Genomic DNA, 19277 nt, shown 5'->3' on the forward strand with positions numbered 1-19277 from the left:
CTCCCCCACCTCACCCCGCGAGGAGCAACACCACCGCTTCCAGGGCCAGTACGGCGGCGGCGAGCTGCCACTGGAACCTGCGCAGCCGGTCCCTCACCCGGACCGGCGGTGGCGGTGGCGGTGCCGGGGCGCCGGGCGCGGGTGCCGCGCTCGCCGGCTGGGAGGCGTGCGCCACGGCCAGCCACGCGATCTCGCGTGCGGGGATCGCGAGGCGGACGAAGGTGGCCGGCCAGGCCTGGTCGGTCGCCGTCTCCGACTCGCGGAACATCTCGACGCCCTTGAGGACCAGTTCTCTCCGGTCGACCTCGGGATGTGTGTTCATGGTGTGGAAGAACCCCGACACACGGTAGCCACCGCTCTTGAGCGCGACCACCAGTTTGAGGCGTTTGCCCGCCGGGACTTCGTTGTAGAGGATTTCGTACCAGACGTCGTCGAAGCCCTGGATGCCGCCGCCCGTCGGGGGGCGGATCAGCCCGACGGCGAGCAGCGCCAGCGCGGTGGCGGTGAAGAGCTCCGCCGCGAGCCCGATCGCGCTGAGCTCCGGGTGGGCCGTCGCGTAGCGGCCCGTGTGGGCCAGCAGTCCGGTCGGGCTGGGCAGGCTGCGCGGCCGCAGCTCACGCAGGGCGATCAGCAACGCGGTCGCCGTGGCCGTGGTCAGCGCGCCCACCAGCACCACCCGCGCGGTCTCCACGAACGTGCTCTCCACGCGGGCGGGGGTCCGCCGGCGCAGGCTCAGTTCGAAGGCGAGTCCCGGCACCACGAAGACCATGAAGACCAGGACCGCGCTGAAGGACGTGGGCAACTCCTCGGTCACCCCGCGGAGTCGCCGGGCTGCCGCGCCGGCTGCTGCGCGGACGTGTCCCCTCCCGGAACCGGCGCGCCGGGCGCGGCCGGCGCCTGAGTCCCGAGCACGAACTGCGGCGAGGTCTCGTCGTGTTGGGGATCGTCCGCGGTGGGGTCGGGGCGCACCACGCCGTAGTGGTCCTGGGACCCGTCGTCGGACCGCCGGGCCGGGCGTACGGGCACCCGGGGCGGCAGGTCGTCGTCCTCGTACACCTCGTGGAAGGAGTCTGCGTCGGGCATGCGTCCTCACTGCGTCGAAAGGATCCCGATGACCAATTCGCTCACGGCCGTGGCCTGTTGAGGCAAGAACAACATATCTCCCACCCATGACCCTTGTCCGGTGAGTGGCCCGACACGGTGGAGCGGCCCGCCGGATCGGCGTCGGGCGCCCCTCCCCCCGACGCTTCCGTCACTCCTCCGTGCGCCGCGCCTGTACGTAGTACAGCCAGGGCCGGACGTCACCGTGGCCGCTCACCTCGAAGCCGGCGTCGGCGACGAGGCCGTCCAGGACGTCCACCCGGTTGTACGCCATGGCGTGGGCGGTTCCGCCGTGCACCAGGAGGCGGCCGAGGCGACTGCTCGGCGGCCGGAACTCCGCGACCAGCAGCCGCCCGCCGGGGCGCAGCACGCGCCGCATCTCGCACAGGGCAGGCAGCCGCAGGTCCTCGGGGAGGTGATGGAGCATCAGGCTGGTGACGACCGTGTCGAAGGACGCGTCGGGCAGGTCGAGCGCCTCGGCGATCCCCTCGCGGTAGGCGCAGGGCGCGCTGCCGGGGCGCCGCTTCCTGCTGCGGGCGTGGGCCAGGACCGGCGGCGAGGGGTCCACGCCGGTGACCGCGCCGTCCGGGCCGACCTGGGCGGCCATGCGCCGGGTCAGGTAGCCGGTGCCGCAGCCGACGTCGAGGACGCGGTCGCCGTGTCCGGCGCCACTGAGTCCGGCGAGCCGGGTGAAGGAGCGGTCGCGGCGGCCGGCGAAGCAGACGGCGCCGAAGAGTTCGTAGGTGCGCGGGCTCGCGATGGTCACGCCGGGCGTGTCCGGGTGCGGTCCGCCCTGCATGAGGCTTCCGAGGGGCATGATCCTCCTCCATAACTTAGCCACCACTAAGTACGGTTCTAACTTAGTCCCGACTAAGAAAGAGGGCAAGGGGCATACGATGACCGACGTGACCGAGCCCAGCCCCCGTGCCCGCACGCGCACCCGTCTGCCCGCCGCCGAGCGCCGGGCGTCGATCCTGGCCGCGGCCACCGAGGTGTTCTCGGAGACCGGCTACCAGCGCGGGAAGGTCTCCGAGATCGCCAAGCGGGTCGGGGTCAGCGAACCGGTCGTCTTCCAGAACTTCGGCTCGAAGGCCGCGCTGTACCGGGCGACCCTGGACCATGCCGTGGAGTCGGTGTCCGCGCTCCTGCACCAGGCCGCAGACACGGGCCGCCCGGTCCCCGAGGTGCTGACGTCCTTCCTCGACCCCGCGCACATGGACCGCTTCCACCGGCCCGGCGCGCACGGGTTCCTCTTCGCGGACGCCACGGCCCTGGCCCACGACCCGGACCTCGGCGCGGCGCTGCGCCAGGTCCACCAGCACCTCGCCGACATGCTCGCCGGCCTGCTGGAGCGCGGCCGGTCGGCCGGCGACATCCGGCGGGACGTCGACCCGCGCACCGCCGCCTGGTGGCTCGTCTCCCTCCTGGCGGGCCGCTCCTTCCGCGCGGCGGTCGTCCCCGAGCGCGACAAGGTGGAGGCCGAACTGACGGACCTCGCCCTACGCGCGCTGCTGTCCCGGGGTGACGGGGAGCCGTAGGACGACGAAGTCCAGGTGCGCCCCCTCCCCCCTTCACCACCTGTTCCGCCCCCTCACTCCACGTATCGCGCGGCCCCGGTGGCGACGTGGAGGGCCTGTTCGAGGGGGCCGCGCCGGAACCGGCGGGTCCACAGGGTCGCCAGCAGGGTGATGGCCGCGGCGAAGCCCACGAGCACCGGCAAGGCGTTCATGGCGTCGCTGTCGACCGCCGGCACGTACCAGACCTCGTCGAAGAACCAGAGCGCGACGATGTGCAGGACGTACGCGGTCAGCGCCATCCGGCCGACCGCCACGACCGGAGTGGCCGCGCGCGTGAGGCGCGGCAGCCTCTCGACGACGGCCAGGCAGGCGGCGAGGACGGCCACGGCCACGCCGGTGTTGCCGATGACGGAGAAGGTCGTCTGGCTGTGCGGCGCGGCCACGAGCAGCCAGGCGAGCGGGGTGTGGCCCTCGGGTGTGCCGACGGTGTCCGACCACCACGCCGACCCCGGCGAACCGCCGTCGGCGGCGGCCCCGACCGAGGCGAGCGCGCCCGGGACCAGGCGCAGGGCCAGCCAGGAGCCGCCGTAACCGAGCACGGCGAGCGCCCCGCCGGTGACGGCCAGCCGGGACCGGATGCCGGGCCGGCTGAGGTCGAGCTTGGCGATCGCCATGCCCGCGACCACGAACGGCATCCAGGTGAGAGCCGGGTAGTCGCCGGTGACCAGCAGTTCCGTGAAGCCGCCGGAGCCGCTGAGCCTCGCCAGCGGGTCCCAGGCGGCGACGGTGTCCGCCCAGTCGCCGTCCTCGATCGCCTGCCGGAGCACGTAGAGCAGCTGGGGCAGGACGAGTGCGCCGGCGGCCGCGACGAGGGCGAGCGGTCCGGCCCGCAGCCGGTACAGCGGGACCACGGCGAGGAAGATCAGGCCGTAGTAGCCGAGGATCACGTTCACCGGGGTGTCCAGGGCGGTCAGGGCGTAGCCCAGCACCACGAGGACACAGGCGCGGATCGCGACCCGGGCCACCGCCTGCCGGCCGGGGCGGCCGGTCCGGGGGTGCGGGCGGCCGGTGATGATGACCAGCGAGAAGCCGGCGAGCAGCGCGAAGAGGGCGGAGGAACGGCCGCGGGCCGTCTCCAGCACGAACCCCACCGGGCCGCCGACGGTCACGTCGGGCCCGATGTGCGCGGAGAACATGCCGAGGACGGCGAGGCCGCGGGCGAGGTCGACACCGATCAGCCGCCCTGTCGAGGGCGCGGCGCCGGTTCCGTGGGCACGGTCCGCCGCAGGCTGGGCCTCTCGCAGTGCACCTGCCACCCGCTCGACCTCACGCCCACGCGATGGACCCGCCACCCGCTCAGCCTCACGCTCCCGCGATGGACCCGCCGCACGCTCAGCCTCACGCTCCCGCGATGGACCCGCCGCACGCCCGGGCTGAAGCTCACGCGGCCGGCCCGCCACCCCCTCGGCCGCACGCTCGCCCGGCGGTGGCCCCGCCGCACGCTCGCGCGGCGCCCGGGCGGACACGGCCGACCACGCCTTCTGGGTCATGTCTCCAGGTTCCGCCGGGCGGCCGCCACGGCTCACCCGCCGTCCTTCCGAAGGCACCCCGCCGGTCGGCCGGAGCCGCCCCGACGACCGGCCGGGGCCGCGCCGCCAATCGGCGGGAATCGTCTCCGCCGCGCTGTGCGTGCGCTCCACGGTGGTACGCATCCGGACGAACGCATCCGAACGAGGGGCGGGCGACGAGCGGAGCGCACGTGATCCGGGTCCTGGTGGTCGACGACGAAGCCCTGGTCCGCACGGGCTTCACCCACATCCTCGCCACGGCCGAGGACATCGAGGTCGTGGCCGCGGTCGACGGCGGCCAGGCCGTGCGGTCGGTGCGCGAGTCGCGCCCCGACGTCGTCCTGCTGGACATCCGGATGCCGGACGTGGACGGGCTCACCGTACTGGCGGACCTGCGCCGCATGCCGGACCCGCCGGTCGTGGCCATGCTCACCACGTTCGACGCCGACGAGTACGTGGCGGCCGCCCTGCGCTCGGGCGCCGCGGGCTTCCTGCTCAAGGACACCGACCCGGAGCAGCTCCCGTACCTGGTCAGGGCGCTGGCCGAGGGCGGGACGGTGCTGTCGTCCAAGGTGACGCGCACGGTGGTGGACGGCTATCTCGACAAGGGCGAGCGCGAGCCGGCCGCCCGGCTCACGGCCCGGCTCACCGAGCGGGAGCGCGAGGTCCTCGTGCTGATGGCGGACGGTCTCGCCAACGCCGACATCGGCGAACGGATGCACCTGAGCGCCGGCACGGTCAAGGGCCATGTCAGCGCCGTGTTCGGCAAGCTGGAGGTCAGCAGCCGGGTGCAGGCCGCGCTGATCGCCGAGCGGGCCGGTCTGCTGGGCCCGGAGCGGGACCCCGAACGGGACGAGGCCGCCGGATGACGCGCCACGGGGTGACGCGCCACAGGGTGCCGGCCGTGCTGCTGGACGTGCTCCTGGTGCTGGTCGCCCTGGCGGACACGTGGGCCAACGTCGACCTGGGGCAGCAGCCCGCCATGAGCTGTGCGCTGCTCGGCTCCTTCGCCCTGCTGCTGCGCCGCCGCCTGCCGCTGACGACGTTCCTGCTGACGATCCCCACCGCGATGGTCTCCGACGCGGTGTTCGCCACGCTGGCCGCGCTATACACGCTCGCCTCGCTCAGCCGGCACCGGGTCCTGCTGGCCTGCTGCGCCCTGACGTACGCGATCATCGACTTCCTGCCCTGGCCGTGGTCGACGCTGAGGGCCAACGAGCTCTCCGGCACCCACAACGTCGTCCACCTCATCTACGCCGTGGCCACGGCGGCCGCCCCGGTCTTCCTCGGCCAGCTGGTCCAGGCCCGCCGCGAACTGTCTCTCCGGCTCACCGAGATCACCGAGGCGCGGGAGCACGAGCGGCTGCTGACGGCGCAGAGCGTGCTGGCGCGGGAGCGGGCGCAGCTGGCGCGGGAGATGCACGACGTGGTCTCCCACCAGGTCAGCCTCATCGCCGTACAGGCCGGAGCGCTCCAGGTGAGCAGCCAGGACCCGGAGGCCAAGCGGGACGCGGCCGCGATCCGGCGGCTCAGCGTGCAGACCCTGGACGAGCTGCGGCACATGGTCAGCGTGCTGCGCGCCTCCGGCAGCCGCCCCACGGAACTCACACCGCAGCCGTCCCTCGCCGACCTGCAACGGCTGGTCGACGGCAGCGGCATGGAGGCGGAGCTGAAGACGGACCTGCCCGAGGGGTTGTCCCCGCCCGTCCAGCGCGCCGTCTACCGGACGGTCCAGGAGGCCCTGACCAACGTCCGCAAACACGCGCCGGGCGCCACGGCCACGGTCCGTCTCCACCACGCGAACGGCCAGGTCAAGGTCACCGTCACCAACACGGCCCCCACCCGCCCCCCGCTCCCCCTCCCCGGCGCCCACCACGGCCTGCTGGGCCTGCGCCAGCGAGCCGAACTCCTCGGCGGCACGGTCACCTCGGGCCCCACCCCCGACGGCGGCTACGAACTCCACCTCGAACTTCCCAGGGAGGGGGCGGGGTGAGCCGCACTCACCCATGGGATCAACGTCCGCCGATTTCAGCCGGCCGCCCCCGTCGACCGGCTCATCCTGCTCGCGCTCGGCGAACTGGCCGTCGCCGCCCTCTTCCTGAGGAACGCCGCCGCCGGGGCGTCAGCCCCGGGTACCCGGGGCTGAGCCGGGCCCTACGCCTCGCCCTTCACCGCTTCCCGAGCCATCTCCACGAACCGTTCCACCTTCGGATGCCCCCCGTGCTGCGGGTACACCAACTGCAGGGGCACCCGCGGGGCGTCCGGGATCTCCAGGAACGAGACGAACGCGTGGATGTGCTGGCGGCCCACGAACTCCGGCACGACACCGAGCCCCTTGTTCGCCGCCACCGCCTCCAGCCATTCGTCGAAGTTGCGGCACGTCACCGCCACCTCGGGCCGTCGGTCCACGGGCCATTCGTCGAGGTTCGTCGTCCCGCTCACCTCGTTCAGCACCAGTTGGTGGTCCGCGATCTCGGTCCAGCTGATCTCCTCGCGCCCGGCGAGCTCCGAACGGGTCGAGACGGCGACGATCCTGCGTTCGTGCAGCAACGTCACGGACCGCATGCCCGACGGCGCCGTCACGCGCCCGCGCAGCACCGCCACGTCGGCATGGCCCCGGTCCACCCCCGCGAGCTTCGCGTCATGGCGCCGCACGCTCACCGACAGGCCCGTCTCCGCCTCGAAGCGCGCGATCGCCACCTGAGGCCAGGGGGACGGGAACCCCCAGGCGAAGCCCACACGGAACACCTCGTCCTCCGGTTCGGGCCACAGCGCCGCCTCCAGCCTCGGTATGAGGACACTCAACTGCGCGTAGAGCGCCTCACCGTCCGGGGTGAGCGTCACCTGACGCGTCGTCCGTTCGAGCAGGCGTCTCCCGAGCAGCGACTCCAGACGCCGCATGCTGCGACTGAGCGTCGGCTGGGACACGTCCATCCGCTTCGCCGCCCGGGTGAAGTGCCGTTCTTCCGCGACCGCCAGGAAACCCCGCAGATGGTGTAACTCGATACCCATGATCGACACCATATGCGGAGCGGCGCGGCGGGAACCCGGACGTCCGGTCCGGGTTCCCCTCCGCACCGTGGGCGTCTCGGGCTCAGCCCTGGTACTCCTCCTGCGTGACGTGCTCCTTCCACTGCGTGGGGCCGTCGGTGACGGCGATGTGCGTCATGAAGGTCCCCGGACCGGCACCGTGCCAGTGCTCCTCGCCCGGGTGGCAGACGACCGTGTCCCCGGCGCGGATCTCCTGCACCTCGCCGCTGCGGAAGCCCAGCAGTCCCACGCCTTCGGTGACATGCAGGACCTGGCCGGCCGGGTGGCGGTGCCAGGCACTGCGCGATCCGGGGGTGAAGAGGACGTTGCGTACTTCGGCGTTGGCGGTGGCGCCGATGCGCGGCCACAGCCACACGTCTCCGAAGAACCGGTCCTCAGGACCCTTGGTCGCGTCCCCCGGGTGACGGATGACATCCATGATGCGTACTCCTTGATTCGTGTCCGGTGTGTGAGGGCTCCGCGGAGCCCGGTTGATGTGCGGGGTGGGTGCGTCGCCGTCCGCGGGGCGAGGAACCGCCCTACGGCGTCTTCCTCTTCGCGGCCTGCCCGGTCCGCCCCGCCATCGCCATCAGTGCCGCGGCGGCCACCGACACGGCGGCGAGCCACGCGTTCGTCGTGCCGAACGCCTCCCGCGCCGTACCGGTGTGCTCGGTCAGGGCGAGGTAGACGGTGCCGAAGACCGCCACGCCCATCGTTCCGCCGACCTGGAGCGTCGTGTTGAACAGGCCACTCACGTCGGACGCGTACGCCGCCTCCACGGACTCCGTCAGGTGCGCCAGCGTCCCGCTGAAGGCCGCGCCGTAGCCGATCCCGCCGATGCCCAGGAGCGGCACCAGCCATGCCGCGCTCTGCAGACCGGCCGCCACCCCGGCGAAGGCCACCGCCATCAGCAGGGCGCCCACCGGGGCCGCCAGGCGGCGCGTGCGCGCGCCGGCCCGCCCCAGGACCGGGCCGACCAGGGCGAACGTGGCCACCCACGCGATGGGCAGGAGTCCCGCGTACACCGCGCTCCTGCCCAGGCCCTGCTGGAGGTAGAGCGCGAGGACGAAGAGCAGGGCGAAGTAGCCCGCGCGGGTGACCGCCTGGGAGACCAGCGCCAGGGCCACCCGACGGCGGGCGAGCAGCGCCACGTTCATCAGCGGTTCGCCGCCGCCCCGCGCGATGTCCCGCTCGGCCTTCGCGAACAGCGCGAAGGCCGGCAGCGAAGCGGCGAGCGACGCCCAGGCCCACCACGGCCAGCCCGCGTCCTGCCCCAGCACCAGGGGAGCCACCAGCAGGAACAGCGCCGCGGACAGGAGTCCCACGCCCCTCACGTCCAGCTTCCTGGCGCCGCGATCCTCGTCGGCAGGCAGGAACACGTACGAGGCGACGAGCAGGACGATCCCGATCGGCACGTTGACGAGGAAGATCGGCCGCCACCCCGTCCCCAGGACGTCCGCCGAGACGAGGACGCCGCCGAGGGCCTGCCCGATCACCGAACTCACCCCCAGGACGGCGGTGTACGCGCCCAGCGCGCGGCGCCTCGCCTCCCCCTCGAAGTTGACCTGGATACCCGTCAGCACCTGCGAGACCATCAGCGCCGCGCCCCCGCCCTGGACCACGCGCGCCGCCACCAGCGTGACGCCGTCCGGCGCGAGGCCGCAGCCCAGGGAGGAGAGGGTGAACACCGCGAGCCCGGCCAGGTAAGTCCGGCGCCGGCCGCGGATCTCACCGAGGCGGGCTCCGGTGATCAGCAGCATCGCGTACGCGAGGGTGTACCCGGAGACGATGAGCTCCAGCTCGCCGCTGGAGGCGTGCAGACGGTCGCGGATCGAGGGGATGGCCACGTTCACCACGGCGATGTCCACGTTGCCCAGGAACATGCCGCCGAGCAGGGAGGCCAGCACCCAGCCCGCGTGCCGCCGGGGTCGTCCGGGGCCCGGTGACCCCGTGGTCGTCGCCTTCGACCGGTGCACCAAAGTGATCTTCACGGAACTCTTCTCCGCCTTGGCTGGTATGTACGGGGCAACGCGGTCCGGCAGGACCGGCCGAGCGTGTGCTACACCGCGTCCCGCTGCACCAGCTGGAACTGGATGCCGGCGGAAGTGGCGGGCTGGGTCCACGCGTTGAGGTTCGGCCCGACGGCGACGGGCTCGCTCGTGGTCAGGTCGACGCCCAGACCGCGCACCGCCCGCATGATCGTGGGCACGTCCTCGACCTCGACACCGATGTGTTCGATGCGGGCCTGGTTGCCCTCGCCGAGCCGGCGCTCGCGCGCCTCGGGCGTCGTGGGCTCGATGAGCTCGATGCGGCCGTCGCCACAGTGGTAGAACGCGATCTTCACGTTCCGCTCCGGGACCTCCTGGGCCCGTTCGAGGACCATTCCCAGGCTCTCCAGGAACGCCCGTGCCTCGGCGAGGTCGTCGACCACCACTCCGACGTGATCGATGCGCTTCAACATCTTCGACTCCTTCGAATGATCGCTTGCGCGCACTAGGCGCCGCTGACCTGCGGGTGAGGGGAGAGTGGCGGGGCCGCCGCCGCGCCCTCGACCGTCGTCCGGCCGGCCCGGATCCCCTCGCGGGAGAACTTGTTGTGCAGGGCGGCCTGCTGGGGCAGGTTCGACATGTTCAGGAGGAGGAGGTCCCCCTCCGAGCCCCGGTTCTCGAAGTGGTGCGCCCACCAGGCGGGGATCAACAGCACGTCCCCGTCACTCAGTTCGGCGGTCTCGTCCGTCTCGTCGAGTACGAGGACGCCCGAACCGGACCGTACGAAGTACAGGTGCCACCAGGAGTGCGCGTGGGGGGTCGTGCGCTCGCCGGGGCGTACCGACTGGAACGTCATGGACGTCCCCGGCACGATCTCGTGGCCGCCGTCGGGTCCGGCGAGCGTCAGGGTGCCGTACTCCGAGTGCTCGGCCGCCGCCAGCTCACCGGCCAGGGTCTCCCAGGGCCAGACCACCGGCGCCGGGGTCTGCAGGACGTGACGCCTGCGGAACTCAAGGTACGGAAACTGTCGTCCGGTCTGCACCGGCATGCTCGGCCTCCCGCGCGGAGTCGTAGGGGTGGGTGAGGGCGTCGGCACCCGCCGTCCGGGGGCGGTGACGCGCGTCCGCGACCATGTCGCGGACGGCTGCGTCGGCGTCCCGGACGAACTGCGAGGCGATGCCGTGCCGGGGCAGCGCGTGCGTGTAGAACCGGGGTCCCTCGACGAGATAGCCGACGGCCCAGACGCCGCGCAGCGGCGTGCCCCGCACCGTGAACGGACGGCCGGTCTCGTCGATGTCGATGCCGCCGGGCACGCAGTCGCCGTTTCGGTACGGGCGGACGAGGCCGCGCGCGAGCAGTGCGGCGGTCAGCGGCGAGCGGTCGCGCTCGGGATGGAACGCGTCGAGCCGGGCGATGACCAGCGCGTCGGCGTGCCGGACCTCCGTGCCGCCCGGGTAGTCGGTACGGATGGTGTACCGGCCCTGTTCCCGATCCGGTACGAGCCGTCCGCCGGGGCCGCCGGCCAGGTCGACCACCCCGGCCCGCATCAGGGCGAGCAGCTGGTGGTTGCGGTGGCGCGGCGGCCCGAAGGAGACCCGGTTCATCAGCGGGACGTACACCGTGTTGAAGACGTGGTGCGACGCGGGTGTCAGACCGCCGAACTCGACCGCTTCCCGCAGTGCGGCCCGGGTGTCGCGGATGACGTCGGTGGCGGCCTTCACCGGGCTGGTGAGGTTGCCGAGTTCGGCCTGCGCCAGGTCCTCGGCGACGTGGTCGGTGAAGAAGCGCCGGAAGGCGGCCTGGTCGGTGAACTCCGCGCCGTCCAGCGGGTGGAGGAGCCGCTCGACGATCCGCCGTTCGTCCGGTGACAGCTCGTACCCCTCGGGCGGGACGGACCGGCCCTCCCACGCCACGCGGTACGCGTAGCCCATCTCCTTCACGAGCAACGGCAGCACGTCCTCGACGAAGTCGAGCTTTCCGTCCGGGCGGAGGCGGCGCAGTGCGCGCACCGCCTCCGGGGTGAAGAAGTGGGCCCGGTGGCCGCCTGTGACACCCTTCTGGTTGACCCCGCGCGCGCTGAACGGCAGGCACTGGCGGGAGAACAACAGGATGCGCGGCTCCCGCCCGGAGGGGCGGTACTCGGTGTCGGGTCCGATGCCGTGGAAGGTTCCGCCGCGGCCGGCGGTGAGTTCGGAGATCACGTCGTGAGCCGTCAGACCGAACCCCTGCACCGCGACGGTGGATCCCGGCGCGATGCGCTGGAGCAGCTCGACCGGGTAGGGCGTGGGGAAGTACGCCAGGTGCGGATTGCGGTCCGCGTGCTCACGGGCGAACTCCGCGTGGGCCCGGTCCTCGCCGGTGGGCACCCGCTCGCAGTGGCCGGTGGTCAGGAACAGGTAGTCGACGACGACGGTGAAGCCGCCGGCCAGGCGTACGGCGTAGCGGTCGCCGACGACGGGCGCGACGTCCACGGCCCGGTCGCGGTGCTGGACGACCCGTACGCCGTCCGGCAGCGAGCCGAGCGTCCGGTCGAAGACCCAGCTGAGATAGGAGCCGAGCAACCGCCGTGGAAGATAGGCGTGTTCGTCGACCGGTGCTCCGCTGTCGTCCCCGGTCGGGTGGTACGTGCTGTCGAAGGCGCGGTAGCCCGCGGCGGCCGCCCATTCGGTGAACGACGGTCCGCCCCCCTCGGCGAACATCGACACCTGGCTGGCGACGGTGTTGGTGAGCAGGTGCGCCGGCTGGCGCGCGGAGTGCGCACCCTGACCGCCGTCGCCCGGATCGATGAGGTGGACGTCCAGCGTGTGCCCGTCGGGGAGTCGGCCGGCCAGCTCGGCGATCTTCTGCAGCACGCTCAGGCCGCGCGGTCCCACGCCCACGACGGCCACCTGCAGCGCGGTCATCGCGCGGCCCCTGCGCTCGCGGCGGCGGCCGGCAGACCGTCGACGGCCGGCTCGTGCAGGCACGTCCAGTCGGGTGCGCCGGGCAGCGGCGGGAACCGCAGGGCCACCAGGGGGTCATGGCCTGGGATGACGTGGTCGTCCCCGTCGGCCAGCGCCTCGATCGTGTCGTACCCGTCGAGCATCGGGGTGAGGCTCTCCAGGATCGGGAACGGGCTGCGCAGGCGGATGTTGGCCCACAGGTGCGCGGCGTCACCGGCGAGCACCACCCAGCCGCGAGCGGTGGGCACCCGCACCACCTGGGAGCCGGGGGTGTGGCCGGGCACCGGATGCACGGTGACGCCGGGGATGATCTCCGCCTCGCCGCGGTGCAGCACCAGCTGGTCCTCGAAGAGGGCCTGTACGGCGGTCTTCACATTGACCGGCTCGAACGGCCTGCGCACCACGTGGTGGCGCATCGAGGGCCCGGTGCAGAACCGCAGCTCCTCCTCCTGGAGGTGGATCCGGGCGTGCGGGAACCGGTCGAGGTTGCCGGCGTGGTCGTAATGCAGGTGCGTCACGACCACGTCGGACACGTCCCCGGCGGCGACGCCGAGGTCGCCCAGGGCCTCCACCGGGTCGCGGAAGAGGGTGCGCCCGCGCCGTCGCGCCATGTCCTCGGGGAATCCGGTGTCGACCAGCAGGAAGTGCCGCTCGTCGCGGACCACCCAGAGGTAGTAGTCGTTGGGCATGTCGGAGCCCGGAGTGAACTGCCCCTCGTCCAGGAGGAAGTTGTCACGCGCCGGGCGTCCCTCATGGGTGCCGAAGCGCAGCGCGAGCACCTCGTACAGCGGGGTGTCCCCGTTCACGGTGCTCACGCCCCCACCAGGTCGAGCCGACGGCCCTGGGCCGGGACGGTCGCGTTCTCCCAAGGGAACCTGCGTTCGCCGAAGGCGGGTACGAGCTGGTCGAACCAGGTGGCCTCGGGGTCGAACGCGGCGTAGAACGGCTGGCGCACCAGGTGGCCCTGCCGGGCCTGCAGGAGTTGCAGGGCGAAGACCTTCTCGCCCCTGATCGTGGGCGTGCCGTCGACCATGACCTTGCCGGGGAAGGCGCTCATCGACGGGCCGCGCACGGTCCGTGCCAGACCGGAGACGCTCGCGTAGGCGGTGCGGAAGATGTCGTACGCCTCGGTCAGCGGCAGCTCGAAGTAGGCGCGGGCGCCGGTGTCCCGCTCGACGAACATGTAGTAGGGGACGGCTCCGAGGCGTACGCCCTCGGTCCACAGCTCGTGCCAGGCGGCCGGGTCGTCGTTGATGTGGCGCAGCACGGGTGACTGCATGCGCACCACGGCGCCGGTGCCGTTGATACGGCGCAGGGCCTCTCGGGCGACGGCGGGGCGCAGTTCGGCCGGGTGGTTGTAGTGACCCATCAGGGCCAGGTGCTTGCCCGCCCCGACGATCCGCTCGAACAGGCGCAGCAGGTCGTCGGCGTCGACGTCGCTGACGAAGCGCTGCGGCCAGTAGCCGACCGCCTTGGTCCCGATCCTGATGTTGCGCACGTGGGCGAATTCAGGCGCCAGGAGTGGTTCGAGGTAGCGTTCGAGAGTCGCGGTGCGCATGATCAACGGATCGCCGCCGGTGATCAGGACGTCGGTGACCTCGGGGTGGCGCCGCAGGTAGGCGCACAGTCCCTCGGCGTCCTTGGCGGCGAAGTGCAGGTCCTCCTCGCCGACGAACTGGGGCCAGCGGAAGCAGAACGTGCAGTAGGCGTGGCAGGTCTGGCCCGCGCTGGGGAAGAAGAGGACCGTCTCCTTGTACTTGTGCTGGATGCCGGGCACCACCTCCCCGTCGAGCTGCGGCACGTTGTGCGTGAGCTGGCCGGCCGGGTGCGGGTTCATCCGGGTCCTGGCCGCGTGGATCTCCTTGGCGAGCCGCTGCTTGTCACCGGAGCGCAGCACGTCGCGCAGGGTCGCGTAGTCGTCGGGGTCGAGCATCGACTCGTGCGGGAAGTTGAGGCGGAAGATCGGGTCGTCGGGTATTCGGTCCCAGTCGATCAGTTCGTCGAGCACGTACTGGTTGGTGCGGAACGGCAGGACGTGGGACACGACCTCCACGGCCTCGCGCAGTTCGTGCGGAATGCGCTCCCATTGGGGCGCGCGCTTGATGGAGGAGCGATTGTAGGGCTTGTACTTCGCTTGGCTTCCGGCGTGGCTCGGAATTTCCATGGCGGACCCCCGTCAGGTGGCTGGAAGGGAATTGCGGTGAACGGCGGCGCCAGGGCGGATGCGGGGGCTCCCGCGCATCTGTGCATCCCCGCACCCGTCTGGTCTGGTGTTTCCAGCCATGTGGCGCCGTTCGTTCGCCGCACCGGAAACGTAGCCCGGGGCGAGCGGGCGGGAGAAATAGCTTCCGGCGCGTATTGATTCGCGGAGCGCATGAATGGCTTCCATGAGCGCGGCGCATCAATCGGATGCGGCGTGCATCAATCGCTTGGCCGGGGTTCGGGGACGGTGCTTAGGATCGGGCGTCGCCGGTTCGCCGGCTGTTTCCGGCCGAGGCGTCTCAATTCACGGCACCCGCGCGGCACGCGCGGTACAGGAAGCGGGGGATCTTCCTTTGAACGGTCGACTCGAGGTCGGCATCGTGGGCATGGGCCCGCGCGGACTCAGTGTCCTGGAGCGTCTGTGCGCCAACGCGGCGGCGGATCCGGCCGGCGGTCCGGTGACCGTCCACGTCGTCGATCCGGCCCCGGCGGGCGCGGGCCGCGTGTGGCGCACCGACCAGTCCGCGCACCTGCTGATGAACACGGTGGCGGAGCAGATCACGGTGTTCACCGACGCCGAAGTGAGCTGTGCGGGCCCGGTGGTGCCCGGGCCCGATCTGTACGCGTGGGCGGCATCGCTCGCCGCGGACCCCGGTGACCGTCCGCCCGACGTGCTCGCGGAGGCGCGGGAGCTGCGGCCCGGCTCGTACCCCTCGCGCGCACTGTACGGCCACTACCTGCGCTGGGCCTTCCGGTGGGTCGTGCGCACCGCACCCGCCCGGGTGAGCGTCCGCGTGCACCGGGACACCGCGACCGCCCTGGACGCCGGGGACGCCGGGGACGGCCACGACGTGCTGCGCCTCGCGAGCGGTACGCGGCTGCGGCTGGACGCGGTGGTCCTGGCGCAGGGACACGTGCCCGGAGTCCGGGCGCCCCAGGGCCCCGGGCCGCGGCGCATCCCGCCCGGCAACCCCGCCGACACCGGGCTCGGCGCGATCGCCCCGGGTGAACCGGTGGCGCTGCGCGGCCTCGGCCTGGCGTTCTTCGACTACCTGGCGCTGTTCACCCGAGGGCGGGGCGGCCGCTTCGACGAGCGGCCGGACGGCACGCTCGCCTACCGGGCCTCCGGCCGCGAACCGCGCCTGTACGCGGGGTCCCGGCGCGGGCTGCCGTACCAGGCGCGTGGCGAGAACCAGAAGGGCCCGGGCGGGCGCCACCGGCCGGTGCTGCTCACGCCGCGCACCATCGACGCGTTACGGGCCCGGGCCGCGGACGGGGGCTTGAGCTTCCGCAGGGACGTCTGGCCGCTGATCGCCTGTGAGGTCGAACTCGTCTACTACAAGGCCCTGCTGCGGCGCCTCGGCGCAACGGAGGAGTCCCGCGCCGCGTTCCTCCACGGCTACCTGGCGGCGCCCGCCGGAGGATGGGCGCAGGAGCGGCTGCTGGACAGGTACGGCATCGCGGCCGGGGACCGCTGGGACTGGGACTCCCTCACCGCCCCGCACCCGCCCGAAGCGCTGCGCGGGCGGGCGGAGTTCACCGCGTGGCTGGCCTCGTACCTGGAGCGCGATGCCGCGCTGGCCCGCGGCGGGAACGTCGACGAGCCCGTCAAAGCGGCCCTGGACGCGCTGCGCGACCTGCGCAACGAGATCCGCCAGGTCGTCGACCACGCGGGGCTCACCGGCGCCTCCTACCGCGACGAACTCGTGCACTGGTACACGCCGTTGAACGCCTCCCTGTCCGTCGGTCCGCCGGGACGCCGGATCGCGGAGATGGCCGCGCTGGTCCGCGCGGGTGTCCTCACCCCGCTGGGCCCGGCGATGCGGGTGACCGCCACGGCGACGGGCTGGGCGGTGTCCTCGGCGGTGGTCCCGGGCGGCGCCGTCACCGTCACCACGCTCATCGAGGCGCGGATACAGGACTCCGACGTGCGCACGACGTCCGACCCGCTGCTGCGCCACCTCCTCGACACCGGCCAGGCGGCCCCGTACCGGATCCCCGACCCGGACGGCGGCCACCACGAGACGGGCGCCCTCGCCGTGACCCGCAGACCCGCCCGCGTCCTGGACGCGGGCGGGACCCCGCACCCCGGCCGCTTCGCGCTGGGCGTCCCGACGGAGGGGGTGCACTGGGCGACGGCGGCGGGTGTACGGCCCGGCGTGGACTCGGTGACGCTGGGAGACTCGGACGCCATCGCACGGGCCGTTCTCGCCCTGGGCGCGACGCCCCGCACGGGCCGCGGCCCCCTGACGGCCGGCGCCCCGGCGGGCGCCCGGTGAAGACCCCGGGCACGCTCCCCCGGGCGCGCTCCACCGTCCGCCCCGCGACCGGCGGGCCGGGCGGCAGCGGCCTGACCACCGCGTCGACCGTGGCGGTCGTCACCGTCCTCACCTCACTGCCGGTGTTCCTGCCGGGCGCGGCCAACGGGCTCATCTCCGCCGAGTACGGGTGGAGTTCGACGCGCATCGGAGCGGTGCTGGCGGTGTACTGGCTGGCCTCACTGGCCGGTGCGTACGTCACCAAGCACGCCTCCGTGCCCCAGGTGGTGGAACGAGTCCTGGCGGTCGCGCTGGGCGTCACCGCGCTGGGTCTGGGCTGCGCGGCGGCGGCACCGGTGGTGGGCCTGTGGGTGAGCTCCGTGCTCGGGGGGTTCGTGTACGGCTCCACCCAGCCGCACACCAACGCCCTGCTCATGCGCCGCTGCCCGCCCCGCACCAGGGCGTTCGCCTTCGGCCTCAAGCAGGCGGCGGTTCCGGCGGCGACCCTGCTGGCGAGCGCGTCCATGCCACTGCTCGCCCAGCCGGCCGGCTGGCGCCCGCTGTTCGGGCTGACAGCCGTCCTGTGCGCGGTGGCGACGGTGCCGCTGCTGCGCGGGCACGAGTCTCCCGGCCCCCGGACCGGCGGACCCGCGCGACAGCGCGCGCCGCTCCGCCCGGACCGCTACCTGACGGCGCTGAGCTGCGCCGGGTTCCTCGGGGCGATGGTCGGCAACGCACTGGGCGGATTCCTGCTGCTGTCCCTCACCACCCGGGGCACCTCCCTTGCGGTGGCGAGCGCGGTGGCGACGGCCGGCGCGGCCCTCAACATCACGGTCCGCCTGGGCACCGGCTGGCTGATCGCGCGCCGCCCGGAGGCGATCCGGCCCGCGCTGACGGTCCTGTTCCTGACCGGGGCGTGCGGGACGGCACTGCTCACCGGGACACACCCGGCGCTGACCGCCGCGGGCGCCCTCCTCGCGTACGGCGGCGGCTGGGGCTGGGCGGGGCTGCTGCACTACGCGATCGGGCTGCCGTACCCCGGGCAGGAACAGCGGGCCACGGCCTACAGCCAGATGGGCGTGTCCCTGGGCGCGGCCGCGGGACCGCTCCTGTGCGGGGCCCTGTTCACCGCGGCCCCACAGGCCGCGTGGTGGGCGCTGACCGCGGCGGGGGCGGGGGCCGCCGGGTGCGCGTTGGTGGCGCGCCGGGGCGGGGTGGGCGGCGGCTGACGCGAAGGCCGGCTTCCGTGCCGAGGGGCGGGAAGGCTCAGCCCCGCCCCAGGGCCCGCCCCCGCAACGCCAGGTCAGCGGCTCTTCTCGGCAGGCTCCAGAATCGCCACGCACTCCACATGGTGCGTCATCGGGAACAGGTCGAACGCCCGCAGCGTCCGCACCCGGTATCCGCCGTCGCGGAAGTACCCCAGGTCGCGGGCGAGGGCGGCGGGGTCGCAGGCGACGTACGCGATGCGGCGGGCGCCCAGGGACGCCAGGTGTTCCACCGTTTTGCGGCCTGCTCCGGCGCGGGGCGGGTCGAGGACGACGAGGTCGACCTCGGTGATGCCCGTGCGCGGCAGGACCGACTCGACCTTGCCCTGCTCGACGCGGACCCGGGGGAAGTCGGCCAGGTTGTGCCGGGCGTCCTCCACCGCGCGCTTGCCGGACTCGATGCCGAGGACCGCGCCCTTCTCGCCGAGGCGGTCGGCGAGGGCCCCGGCGAAGAGGCCGACGCCGCAGTAGAGGTCGAGGGCCATCTCGCCCTTGCGCGGCAGCAGGCCCTGCATCACGGCCTTGACCAGGGTGTCGGCGGCCTTCGGGTGGACCTGCCAGAAGCCGCCGCTGCCGACGCGGTAGGTGTGGTCGTCGGCGCGCTCGCGGACGAACGCGCGGCCGTGGACGCGGTGGATGCCGCCGTCCTTCTCGTCGACGCGCATCACGGAGACGGGCCGGTCGAGCTCGACGAGCGGCAGTCGCGCGCCGGGCTTCGGCTCCAGGATGACCATGCGGTCCTGGGAGCCGGTTGCGGCGATCGCGTCGACGGCGGCCATGCCGGCCCAGTCCCGGTCCTCGATGCCCAGCTCGCTGACGCCGGGTGCGGCGATCATGCAGTGGTCGATCGGCTCGACCTCGTGCGAGCGGTGGCGGCGCAGTCCGGCGTTGCCGTCGGCGTCCACCGCGTACTGCACGCGGGTGCGCCACTGCGGGACCTCGCCGGCGGGCAGCTTGTCGCCCTCGGCGGGCACCACCGTGCCGTCCCAGCCGACCTCCTCGGGGGTGAGGCCCGCGAGCCGCTTGAGCTGCTCGGCGATCACCTCGCCCTTGAGGCGGCGCTGGGCGCCGGGCTTGGCGTGCTGCCAGTCGCAGCCGCCGCAGCGGCCGGGCCCGGCGTAGGGGCAGGGGGCCTCGATGCGGTCCTTGGACGCCTCCAGGATCCGGACGGCGTCGGCGCGCAGGAAGCGGGCACCCTCCTCGCCCTCGGTGACCCGGGCCACCACCCGTTCGCCGGGCAGGGTGTGCCGGACGAAGAGCACCTGGCCCTCGGCGGTGCGGGCGATGCAGTGGCCGCCGTGGGCGACGGGGCCGATCTCGACCTCGTACTCCTCGCCCACCAGAGACTGGGTCGGTTCTGCCTGCATGGTGGGGTGACTCCAGATCGGGAGGGACCGCGGCAAGGG

Annotated in this window: 18 protein-coding genes; 5 read left to right on the forward strand and 13 right to left on the reverse strand. The window is 73.2% G+C overall.

The window, feature by feature from the left end:
• Positions 1-10: 10 nt before the first annotated feature.
• The 3 genes from PV343_RS05580 to PV343_RS05590 form a co-directional block, all read right to left on the reverse strand.
• Complete coding sequence (locus PV343_RS05580) at positions 11-814, reverse strand: DUF6338 family protein (RefSeq protein ID WP_319145639.1); 804 nt, start codon at positions 812-814, stop codon at positions 11-13.
• A complete protein-coding gene (locus tag PV343_RS05585) occupies positions 811-1083 on the reverse strand; it encodes a hypothetical protein (protein WP_319145640.1) in 273 nt (90 codons plus the stop codon). The genes PV343_RS05580 and PV343_RS05585 overlap by 4 nt, the downstream gene beginning before the upstream one ends.
• Positions 1084-1252: 169 nt before the next feature.
• Positions 1253-1918, reverse strand: a complete 666-nt coding sequence (locus PV343_RS05590) for a class I SAM-dependent methyltransferase (RefSeq protein WP_319145641.1) — start codon at positions 1916-1918, stop codon at positions 1253-1255.
• A gap of 79 nt (positions 1919-1997) precedes the next feature.
• On the opposite strand from PV343_RS05590, the gene PV343_RS05595 reads away from it, so the two are divergent.
• Positions 1998-2639, forward strand: coding sequence for a TetR/AcrR family transcriptional regulator (locus PV343_RS05595; protein WP_319145642.1), 642 nt, complete (start codon positions 1998-2000; stop codon positions 2637-2639).
• Positions 2640-2692: 53 nt separating this feature from the next.
• Here the strand turns inward: PV343_RS05595 and PV343_RS05600 are convergent, their stop codons facing one another.
• The gene (locus PV343_RS05600) at positions 2693-3934 is read right to left on the reverse strand and encodes a DUF418 domain-containing protein (RefSeq protein WP_415923454.1); all 1242 of its coding nucleotides are present in this window, start codon (positions 3932-3934) and stop codon (positions 2693-2695) included.
• A gap of 443 nt (positions 3935-4377) precedes the next feature.
• Here PV343_RS05600 and PV343_RS05605 point away from each other — a divergent pair, with 443 nt between their 5' ends.
• Together PV343_RS05605 and PV343_RS05610 are read left to right on the forward strand one after the other, a co-directional pair.
• Complete coding sequence (locus tag PV343_RS05605; RefSeq protein ID WP_319145643.1) at positions 4378-5055, forward strand: response regulator transcription factor; 678 nt, start codon at positions 4378-4380, stop codon at positions 5053-5055.
• A gap of 11 nt (positions 5056-5066) precedes the next feature.
• The gene (locus tag PV343_RS05610; RefSeq protein ID WP_319145644.1) at positions 5067-6179 is read left to right on the forward strand and encodes a sensor histidine kinase; all 1113 of its coding nucleotides are present in this window, start codon (positions 5067-5069) and stop codon (positions 6177-6179) included.
• A gap of 161 nt (positions 6180-6340) precedes the next feature.
• Here PV343_RS05610 and PV343_RS05615 read toward each other — a convergent pair whose 3' ends face one another.
• The 8 genes from PV343_RS05615 to PV343_RS05650 form a co-directional block, all read right to left on the reverse strand.
• Positions 6341-7198 (reverse strand): LysR family transcriptional regulator, encoded by an 858-nt coding sequence (locus PV343_RS05615; RefSeq protein ID WP_319145645.1) that lies wholly within the window; start codon positions 7196-7198, stop codon positions 6341-6343.
• Between the two features lie 82 nt (positions 7199-7280).
• Positions 7281-7655, reverse strand: a complete 375-nt coding sequence (locus PV343_RS05620) for a cupin domain-containing protein (protein ID WP_319145646.1) — start codon at positions 7653-7655, stop codon at positions 7281-7283.
• 100 nt (positions 7656-7755) lie between these two features.
• Positions 7756-9207, reverse strand: coding sequence for an MFS transporter (locus PV343_RS05625; RefSeq protein ID WP_319145647.1), 1452 nt, complete (start codon positions 9205-9207; stop codon positions 7756-7758).
• Positions 9208-9275: 68 nt separating this feature from the next.
• The gene (locus PV343_RS05630; protein WP_319145648.1) at positions 9276-9677 is read right to left on the reverse strand and encodes a VOC family protein; all 402 of its coding nucleotides are present in this window, start codon (positions 9675-9677) and stop codon (positions 9276-9278) included.
• Positions 9678-9709: 32 nt separating this feature from the next.
• Positions 9710-10252, reverse strand: coding sequence for a cupin domain-containing protein (locus PV343_RS05635; protein WP_319145649.1), 543 nt, complete (start codon positions 10250-10252; stop codon positions 9710-9712).
• Entirely contained in the window at positions 10215-12107 is a 1893-nt protein-coding gene (locus tag PV343_RS05640) for an FAD/NAD(P)-binding protein (protein ID WP_319145650.1), read from the reverse strand. Before PV343_RS05640 ends, PV343_RS05635 begins: the two co-directional genes overlap by 38 nt.
• The gene (locus PV343_RS05645) at positions 12104-12961 is read right to left on the reverse strand and encodes an N-acyl homoserine lactonase family protein (RefSeq protein ID WP_319145651.1); all 858 of its coding nucleotides are present in this window, start codon (positions 12959-12961) and stop codon (positions 12104-12106) included. Before PV343_RS05645 ends, PV343_RS05640 begins: the two co-directional genes overlap by 4 nt.
• On the reverse strand, positions 12958-14310 hold the full coding sequence (locus tag PV343_RS05650; protein WP_319145652.1) for a KamA family radical SAM protein: 1353 nt from the start codon (positions 14308-14310) through the stop codon (positions 12958-12960). The genes PV343_RS05645 and PV343_RS05650 overlap by 4 nt, the downstream gene beginning before the upstream one ends.
• 424 nt (positions 14311-14734) lie before the next feature.
• On the opposite strand from PV343_RS05650, the gene PV343_RS05655 reads away from it, so the two are divergent.
• Both PV343_RS05655 and PV343_RS05660 read left to right on the forward strand, forming a co-directional pair.
• A complete protein-coding gene (locus tag PV343_RS05655) occupies positions 14735-16627 on the forward strand; it encodes an FAD/NAD(P)-binding protein (protein WP_387951165.1) in 1893 nt (630 codons plus the stop codon).
• Positions 16624-17835, forward strand: a complete 1212-nt coding sequence (locus PV343_RS05660; RefSeq protein WP_319145654.1) for an MFS transporter — start codon at positions 16624-16626, stop codon at positions 17833-17835. The genes PV343_RS05655 and PV343_RS05660 overlap by 4 nt, the downstream gene beginning before the upstream one ends.
• Positions 17836-17909: 74 nt before the next feature.
• Here the strand turns inward: PV343_RS05660 and PV343_RS05665 are convergent, their stop codons facing one another.
• Complete coding sequence (locus PV343_RS05665) at positions 17910-19238, reverse strand: class I SAM-dependent RNA methyltransferase (RefSeq protein WP_319145655.1); 1329 nt, start codon at positions 19236-19238, stop codon at positions 17910-17912.
• Positions 19239-19277 lie beyond the last annotated feature (39 nt).

Origin of the sequence: Streptomyces sp. WI03-4A, assembly GCF_033792105.1 — a bacterium.
GTDB lineage: Bacteria > Actinomycetota > Actinomycetes > Streptomycetales > Streptomycetaceae > Streptomyces > Streptomyces collinus_A.